Source organism: Mesorhizobium sp. M7D.F.Ca.US.004.03.1.1 (assembly GCF_003998635.1).
Classification (GTDB): Bacteria; Pseudomonadota; Alphaproteobacteria; order Rhizobiales; family Rhizobiaceae; genus Mesorhizobium; species Mesorhizobium loti.
Genome location: NZ_RZQG01000267.1, coordinates 1 through 6,746 on the forward strand (window position 1 = coordinate 1; position 6,746 = coordinate 6,746).

Annotated in this window: 8 protein-coding genes; 3 read left to right on the forward strand and 5 right to left on the reverse strand. The window is 63.2% G+C overall.

Annotated elements, in window-relative coordinates:
* Together EN935_RS16600 and EN935_RS16605 are read right to left on the reverse strand one after the other, a co-directional pair.
* On the reverse strand, positions 1-470 hold a 470-nt coding region (locus EN935_RS16600; RefSeq protein ID WP_164771163.1), incomplete at its 3' end, for a LysR family transcriptional regulator.
* Between the two features lie 16 nt (positions 471-486).
* Positions 487-1,392: a S1C family serine protease gene (locus EN935_RS16605; RefSeq protein WP_109660572.1), complete on the reverse strand. Its 906-nt coding sequence runs from the start codon at positions 1,390-1,392 to the stop codon at positions 487-489.
* 233 nt (positions 1,393-1,625) lie between these two features.
* Here EN935_RS16605 and yghU point away from each other — a divergent pair, with 233 nt between their 5' ends.
* Positions 1,626-2,492, forward strand: coding sequence for a glutathione-dependent disulfide-bond oxidoreductase (gene yghU / locus EN935_RS16610; RefSeq protein WP_127264853.1), 867 nt, complete (start codon positions 1,626-1,628; stop codon positions 2,490-2,492).
* 52 nt (positions 2,493-2,544) lie between these two features.
* Here yghU and EN935_RS16615 read toward each other — a convergent pair whose 3' ends face one another.
* From EN935_RS16615 to EN935_RS16625, 3 genes are all read right to left on the reverse strand, one after another.
* A complete protein-coding gene (locus EN935_RS16615) occupies positions 2,545-3,339 on the reverse strand; it encodes a hypothetical protein (RefSeq protein ID WP_127264854.1) in 795 nt (264 codons plus the stop codon).
* Between the two features lie 303 nt (positions 3,340-3,642).
* Positions 3,643-3,945, reverse strand: coding sequence for a DUF1236 domain-containing protein (locus EN935_RS16620; protein ID WP_126069833.1), 303 nt, complete (start codon positions 3,943-3,945; stop codon positions 3,643-3,645).
* A 562-nt stretch (positions 3,946-4,507) separates the two neighbouring features.
* The gene (locus EN935_RS16625; protein WP_245468936.1) at positions 4,508-4,726 is read right to left on the reverse strand and encodes an exopolysaccharide production repressor protein; all 219 of its coding nucleotides are present in this window, start codon (positions 4,724-4,726) and stop codon (positions 4,508-4,510) included.
* Between the two features lie 243 nt (positions 4,727-4,969).
* On the opposite strand from EN935_RS16625, the gene EN935_RS16630 reads away from it, so the two are divergent.
* Positions 4,970-5,710, forward strand: coding sequence for a sulfotransferase family protein (locus tag EN935_RS16630; RefSeq protein WP_109661387.1), 741 nt, complete (start codon positions 4,970-4,972; stop codon positions 5,708-5,710).
* Between the two features lie 212 nt (positions 5,711-5,922).
* Positions 5,923-6,746, forward strand: an 824-nt coding sequence (locus tag EN935_RS16635; RefSeq protein WP_164771164.1) for a DUF535 family protein, incomplete at its 3' end; no start/stop codon positions are given.

Here is a 6,746-nt window from a genome sequence, read left to right on the forward strand (position 1 = left end):
GTGCTCTTCCTCCCCACATCACGACGGTCGAAGCAGAAGGCGACGTCGATGTCGCCATCCTCCAGCAGGTGCCGCAGCGTGCCGCTGTCCGTCACCTTCATCCGCACGGCTATCTCGGGATGGCCGGCCTGGAACGCCGGCAGCCAGGGCGCCAGCCGTGCCGAGGCGATCGTCTCCAGCGCGCCGATGGTCACATGTCCGCCCGTCCGTCCGGCCGCAGCCTGCACGGCCGCGCGCGCCTCGCCATTGAGCCGCAACAGGTCCTCGGCGATCGGCTTCAGCGCCAGCCCCGCCGGCGTCAGCTCAAGGCCGGACTTCGTACGCGTGAACAGGGCCGCACCAAGCTCCGTTTCGAGCGTCTGGATCTGGTCGCTGACGCTGGATTGCGCGAGGTGGACCGTCTCGGCGGCACGCGTGATGTTGCGGCTTCGCGCCACCGCCAGGAAAGTCTTGAGCAGTCTCGGATGCATGGCGTGGCTGACGCGCCTACTGCAGCTGTGGCTTCTTGAGAAAGCTGCCGCGGTCGGCCGACTTGACGCGCAGCCAGGTTTCGCGGCCGTCGCGCAGCACCCGCATCGGGATCTCGGCGCCGGCCGAGCCGCTCTCCCACAGCTTGCGATAGAAATCGGCCAGCCCATCGACCGCGCCGTCGCGGATGTCGGAGATGATGTCGCCCTGGCGCAGGCCGGCCTTGGCCGCCGGGCCGCCTTCGGTCACGCTCATCACCACCACCTTGCCGTCGCTTTCGGCCGACAAGGCGCCGAGCCACGGGCGCGGCGGCTTGGCCACCTGGCCACGCGTCAGGAGATCGTCGAGAATCGGCGGCAACAGATCGATCGGCACCACCATGTTGATATCGGCGACTTCGCCGTTGCGGCTCATCTGCAGGCGCAGCGAACCGATGCCGAGCAGCGAGCCATCGGCGCCGAACAGCCCGGCGCCGCCCCAGGACGGATGTGCCGGCGCAATGAAGATCGCCTCGTCGAGCAGATACTCCCAATAGCCGGCGAATTCCTGCTTGGTGACGATCCTGGCCTGCACCGACTGGCCAATGCCGTCGGCCAGCACGACGGCGTCGCCGATCCTGGCCTTGCCGGCATCGCCCAGCGCCACGGCCGGCAGGCCGAGCGGCGCCAGCGCCTGCACCAGGCCGAAGCCCGATTCCTGGTCATAGGCCAGCGCGTGCGCGGGGATGACGCGGCCGTCATGGCTGGTCAGCCAGACCTCCTCCGCTTCGGTGATGAGATAGCCGATGGTCAGCACCAGCCCGTCATTGCGAATGACGACGCCGCTGCCTTCCCTGAGCGTGCCGAGCGCCCCGGCCGTAAAGGCATCTTCGGGAACGGTGGCCCGCACGGCAACGACCGAGCGCGGATTGGGATTGATGGTCATGCTTTTGTCCTGCGATGCAATGCTCTGGCGACGCGATACCTCTTATACCTATGCCGCATGGGAGATGGTGCAAGGGGGGTGGTGCTGACCTCATCCCCCGAGCAGGGCAAGCTCCGTGCAGCGGCGGCATAAAACAATAGTTCAACGCAAGTTGAACTTCCCCATCCGCAGCCCTAGCTTTAGGTGGACCTGCCCATCCTTTCCCCAAGCCCCCCAAGACACGAGGCCCCGAGATGACCGAATACACCCCGCCGAAAGTATGGACCTGGAACAAGCCGAGTGGCGGCGCCTTTGCCAGCATCAACCGGCCGATCGCCGGCCCGACGCATGACAAGGAACTGCCCATCGGCAAGCATCCGCTGCAGCTCTACTCGCTGGCGACGCCGAATGGCGTCAAGGTGACGGTCATGCTGGAGGAGCTTCTGGCACGCGGCCACACGGGCGCCGAATATGATGCCTGGCTGATCAGGATCAACGATGGCGACCAGTTCGGCAGCGGCTTCGTCGAGGTCAACCCCAACTCCAAGATCCCCGCCTTGATGGACCGCAGCGGCGCCACGCCGGTGCGTATCTTCGAATCCGGTTCGATCCTGATCTACCTCGCCGAAAAATTCGGCGAATTCCTTCCCAGCGAACAGCCGGCGCGCGCCGAGGTGCTGTCCTGGCTGTTCTGGCAGATGGGCTCGGCGCCGTATCTGGGCGGCGGCTTCGGCCATTTCTACGCCTATGCGCCGGAAAAGTTCGAATATGCCATCGACCGCTTCTCGATGGAGGTGAAGCGCCAGATGGACGTGCTCGACCGTCGGCTGGCCGAGACTGAATATCTCGGCGGCAAGGACTACTCCATCGCCGACATGGCGGTGTGGCCCTGGTATGGCGGGCTGGCGCTCGGCCGCATGTACAATGATTCCGCCGAGTTCCTGTCGGTGCAGGAGTACAAGCATGTGCGGCGTTGGGCGAAGGCGATCGACGCCCGCCCGGCGGTCAAGCGCGGCCGCATGGTCAACCGCGCCTTCGGCGAACCGGCCCTGCAGTTGCATGAGCGCCATGACGCCAGCGACTTCGACACGAACACGCAGGACAAGCTGGCGGCCGAGTGAGCTGAACAGCTAGCGCGCCGACCTCCCTCTCCTGCGAGGGAGGTCGGCAGCTTCAGCCCGCTCGTCTCTGCTCGACGGCCGACATCCACAGTCCGTCGATGTCGGCAAGAAACGTCTCGTCGATCTCGTCGAGATGGTTCCAGTACATGCCGTCCTCGTAGAAATAGCCGAGGTCCTTCTCGATCTCCTCGGCCTTTTCGGCCTTGTCGAGCCGGAGGCTGCCAAGAATGTCCGCCTTCATTTCGGCAATCCGCGTGAGCGAAAGGCCGCCAAGCGCGTCGAAGGCGAGCCTGGGAAACACCAGCCGGCTGCGCGGCAGGTCGGACAGATTGATGCACAGGCAGCCGTGCTTCAACGCCTGGACGAGCAGGCGCGCCGACTTGGCCTCGAGGTTGCGCAGGGTGACGTCGTCGCGCAACGGATCGGGCCGGCCAATGCCATAGAAATGCGTCTTGTCCGGCCGGTCGTAGATCATGTCGCAGCCAAGGAATGCCAGCACATCGGGCTTCTGGCTGTGAATGGTCCAATAGGCAGCGGTCAGCGCCATCGTGGCGCCGGCATAGACGAAGCCACCGAAGGCGTTCTGCGCCGGGACATACTGCGTGGCGCTGAATATCCGAGCCTGCCGCAAGGTCGCGTCGTGGGGCAGCCGGTCCGACGGGAAATCGCCGGCATGGACGAGGAAATCCCAGTCGGGGCGCACTCGCCAGGCATTGTTGATGGCGACGATCCGGCTGAACGCCTGCTTCGGCCAGGGCTCGCAACGCACCGCGTCGGGTGCGCTGCCAAGCAGAAGCAGGATGCGGGGTGCGTCATCGCGAACAGTTTCGATGGGCGGGATGGTCATCGAAGGGCTTTCAGGTCTCGGCCGAAAGGCCGGCTGCACATCGATATATGCCGGCTCGCGAACGTTCGCGCGCTGCAACCCTGCACCCTGGCGGACGACTTTGCCAGCCCGATGCATGCGGCCGATCGCGCAGGCCGAGGCGATCGAGGCACAAGCCTGCCATGCGAAGACGCAGGGCAAACAGCCGCCGAACAGCCGATAAAGCCGGCCTCAAAAAGAAAGCCCGCCACCGACGCGGTGTCGGGGCGGGCTTTTCCCAAGGCAAGCCTGGCGTGGCGCGGGCACCCCCGCCTCAAGCATCAATCAGTGCAAGACTTCAACTATCTGATGGGTATCGGGATCGACCAGGACGGTCTGGTCGTTGATCACCGCGACGCGATACTTGACGTTGGGCACTTCGCGCAATTCAACTGTGTCCGGCACCGGCGAGCCGAGCTTGAGCTCGACACCCAGAAGGTTCACCGACGCCAGCGGCTGCTTCTTGACGTATTCGCGAACGACCGTCTCCTGCTCCGGCTGGACGACGACGACATTTTCCGCCACGGCCACGCCCATGCCGCCCATCAGGACGACCGCGGCCGCCGCACTCTTAAGATAAAGTTTCATAACAATCTCCTACAGGTTGAATTCAAATTCCGCCCTGCATGGAAACTCCATCGCCGGCATGAGGTTCCATTTCAAATTCAGAATTCAAACATCACTTGATCGGCCAATAATAGTGATCGTGTGCTGATCATATATTAAGATTCGGGCGCGAGAATGGCTAAAAACCTCGCGTACAAATTGCGTCATTCGGATTGGATATTAATGCGGAGAGCGCATAAAGCTGCTGGCGGTACGGCAGCCACAACGGCAAGCGCCCGTTTATCTGGAAAGGCGGCAGCCGGCAGCGACTGGACCGGCCTCTATATGCTCAATTGCCTTAGCATCAGCTAACGTAGAGCAGGCCATGTCGTTCCGGCCGCTGGTCTCAGCATCGCAGGAAAGCTCCGCACGAAAAAGGCCCGCCCTGCCGGGAGCAGAGCGAGCCTTGAACGGCGCCGGTGGAGGTGGCAGCCTCACCCGGTCACGCCAGGAAAACGCGAAGCGTCAACACTGGTTCCGACCTTTGAGTTCTTGTGCGCACAGCGAATGAATGGGCCGTTTCAGCGAACCCGAGTGCCCGGCCTCAAAACCAGACACCGTCGCGATGCAGCGGCGGGACAGCGTCGACTGGATCCTGGCTTGTCGCGGCATGGTGCGCGCGCCTGAAGACCAGCCTCACGACGAGCACGAAGTAGCCGACCTGCACAACAAGCAGCGTCACGATCGTCCAGGCAAATGCCTCCCAGAAAGAACTGGTGGCCATATAGGTCCAGACCGCGACAATGACGGCCGTGGCTGACATCCCCACAAGAAACTGTCCAAAATACATCGTTCCCCAAAATCGTCGAAACCGCCCGGTTCCAAACGACTCCCTGCCAAATTCCCGTTACCCGCGGACAACGTTCCATTATTTTAGCAACTTCGCAACTATGTGGTCGCCCGTCCGGTACGCGCGCTCGAAATTTGTTGCGCGCCGGCCTGGTCGGGAGCAATTTGATGCTCACGGACTGGGGTAACGAAGAAAACAAGTCCGGGGGATGGGGAAATGACGCTCAAACTGATCGGGGCCGGTTTCGGCCGCACTGGCACGTGGTCGACCTTTGCCGCGCTGAACAGGCTCGGCCTGCCTTCCTACCACATGCAGGAAGTGATCATGAACAAGGCCAACAAGGGCCATCTCGATTTCTGGCGCAAGGTGGCCAACAGCCCGGCGGGCAGCCAGCACGACTGGAACCGTGTGTTCGCCAACTATACGGCCACCGTCGACAATCCTGGCTGTTGCGTGTGGAAGGAACTGATGGCCGCCTACCCCGACGCCAAGGTGTTGCTGACGCTCCACCCGCGCGGCGCCGAAGCATGGTATGAGAGCACCATCGACACGATTTATTTCACCGAGACTGTCTGGCAGTTCAAGATCCTGGAATGGCTGACGCCCTTCGGCCGGAAATTCGGGGACATGTCGAGCAAGCTGGTGTGGGGCCGCACCCTGAAAGGCGTGATGGACGACCGCGCCAAGGCGGTGGCGCGCTACAACGCCTATATCGAGGAGGTGAAGGCGGCGGTGCCGCCGCAAAAGCTGCTGGTCTACAAGGTGACCGAAGGCTGGGGCCCACTTTGCGAGTTCCTCGGCGTGGCACTGCCCAACGAGCCCTTCCCCAACCTCAACGACCGCGAAACAATCAAGAAGATCATCCGCGACATCATCAAGGGCTCCTACATCATGCTGGGGCTGGCGATCGCGGCGATAGTGGCCGTGGTTGCGGCGCTGTGGTGGTGGCTAGGCTGACCTCCAGGCCGTCGGCAACCCAGATCCAGTCTTTGCCCGGCGGGCATGGGAACAAGCGCCCGGGAACCAGGACATGGGAGGAAGGAGACAGGCGACGCTCAGCCACTCTGATGTCTTGCGCCATAAAGCGCCTTCCACGCATCCCTGCAATGTCCACGTAATGCCCCGGAGTTACCCCCACCGGCGAACGATCCAGCCGTGTGGGATGCATCTTGACCATCGAAACGAGCAAGCGTGCCTGGCTGCACGAGACTGTCGGCGTCGTCAGCCAGATCCTGGGCCTCTGCAGGCGCCTGGGCGCCGGGCAAGCCCGGGTGTTCCTGACCCGGTTCGCGTTGAAGCCAGTGAGCTTCTTCAAATGGTTCCGCTTCCTGTCCAGCTTCCGGCGGCGGCATAGGCTGGGCTGCCCCAATGACGATCTGTTGCGCAAGAAGCCCTACAAGTTCTTTGCCCTTGGTCTGTCAGGTCATCGCGGCTTCGATCTTCTTGCCGACCATTTCAATCTGGCGGCGGCGGGCCTGTCGCGAGAACTGCTGGAGGCGGCATGGCGCGGGCGGGCGATGGATATCGGCATGGTGAACGGGCGGCGCGATGCCTATGGCTTGAGCATGCTCCTCTCCGTCCATTCAGGCAGCAGCCACGAAGGCGCCTTCTCGATCAAGCTGACGCGGCAGAGCGACCGGCTCGATCTGGTTACGCTGAGCTTCATCCTCTACCGGATGGGCAACAGCCGCTACACGGTCGCCATCGGCGGGATCCAGGGCAGCCGGGAGTCTCGACGCGCCGTCATCGACGCCACGCGCGACCTGTGCGGCCTGCGCCCGAAGGATGCGGCGCTGCTGGTCATCGAAGGCATCGCGATCGGCGGCGGCGCCGGTCACTTTCTCGGCGTCTCCGACGCCAGGCACACCATCAATTTCCGCACACCGCAAAAGCGCCTCGGCAAGCATGCGGACATGGATGAATACTGGCTCGACCGTGGTGGATGCGAAGGCGGTGAATTCGGCTTCGCGATGCCGGTGCGGAACCATGATAT

What these genes read in the sequence shown, in the direction of transcription:
- EN935_RS16605 (WP_109660572.1), bottom strand. Translation starts at nt 1,392, where the DNA reads ATGACCATCAATCCCAATCCGCGCTCGGTCGTTGCCGTGCGGGCCACC.
- yghU (WP_127264853.1), top strand. Translation starts at nt 1,626, where the DNA reads ATGACCGAATACACCCCGCCGAAAGTATGGACCTGGAACAAGCCGAGT.
- EN935_RS16615 (WP_127264854.1), bottom strand. Translation starts at nt 3,339, where the DNA reads ATGACCATCCCGCCCATCGAAACTGTTCGCGATGACGCACCCCGCATC.
- EN935_RS16620 (WP_126069833.1), bottom strand. Translation starts at nt 3,945, where the DNA reads ATGAAACTTTATCTTAAGAGTGCGGCGGCCGCGGTCGTCCTGATGGGC.
- EN935_RS16625 (WP_245468936.1), bottom strand. Translation starts at nt 4,726, where the DNA reads ATGTCAGCCACGGCCGTCATTGTCGCGGTCTGGACCTATATGGCCACC.
- EN935_RS16630 (WP_109661387.1), top strand. Translation starts at nt 4,970, where the DNA reads ATGACGCTCAAACTGATCGGGGCCGGTTTCGGCCGCACTGGCACGTGG.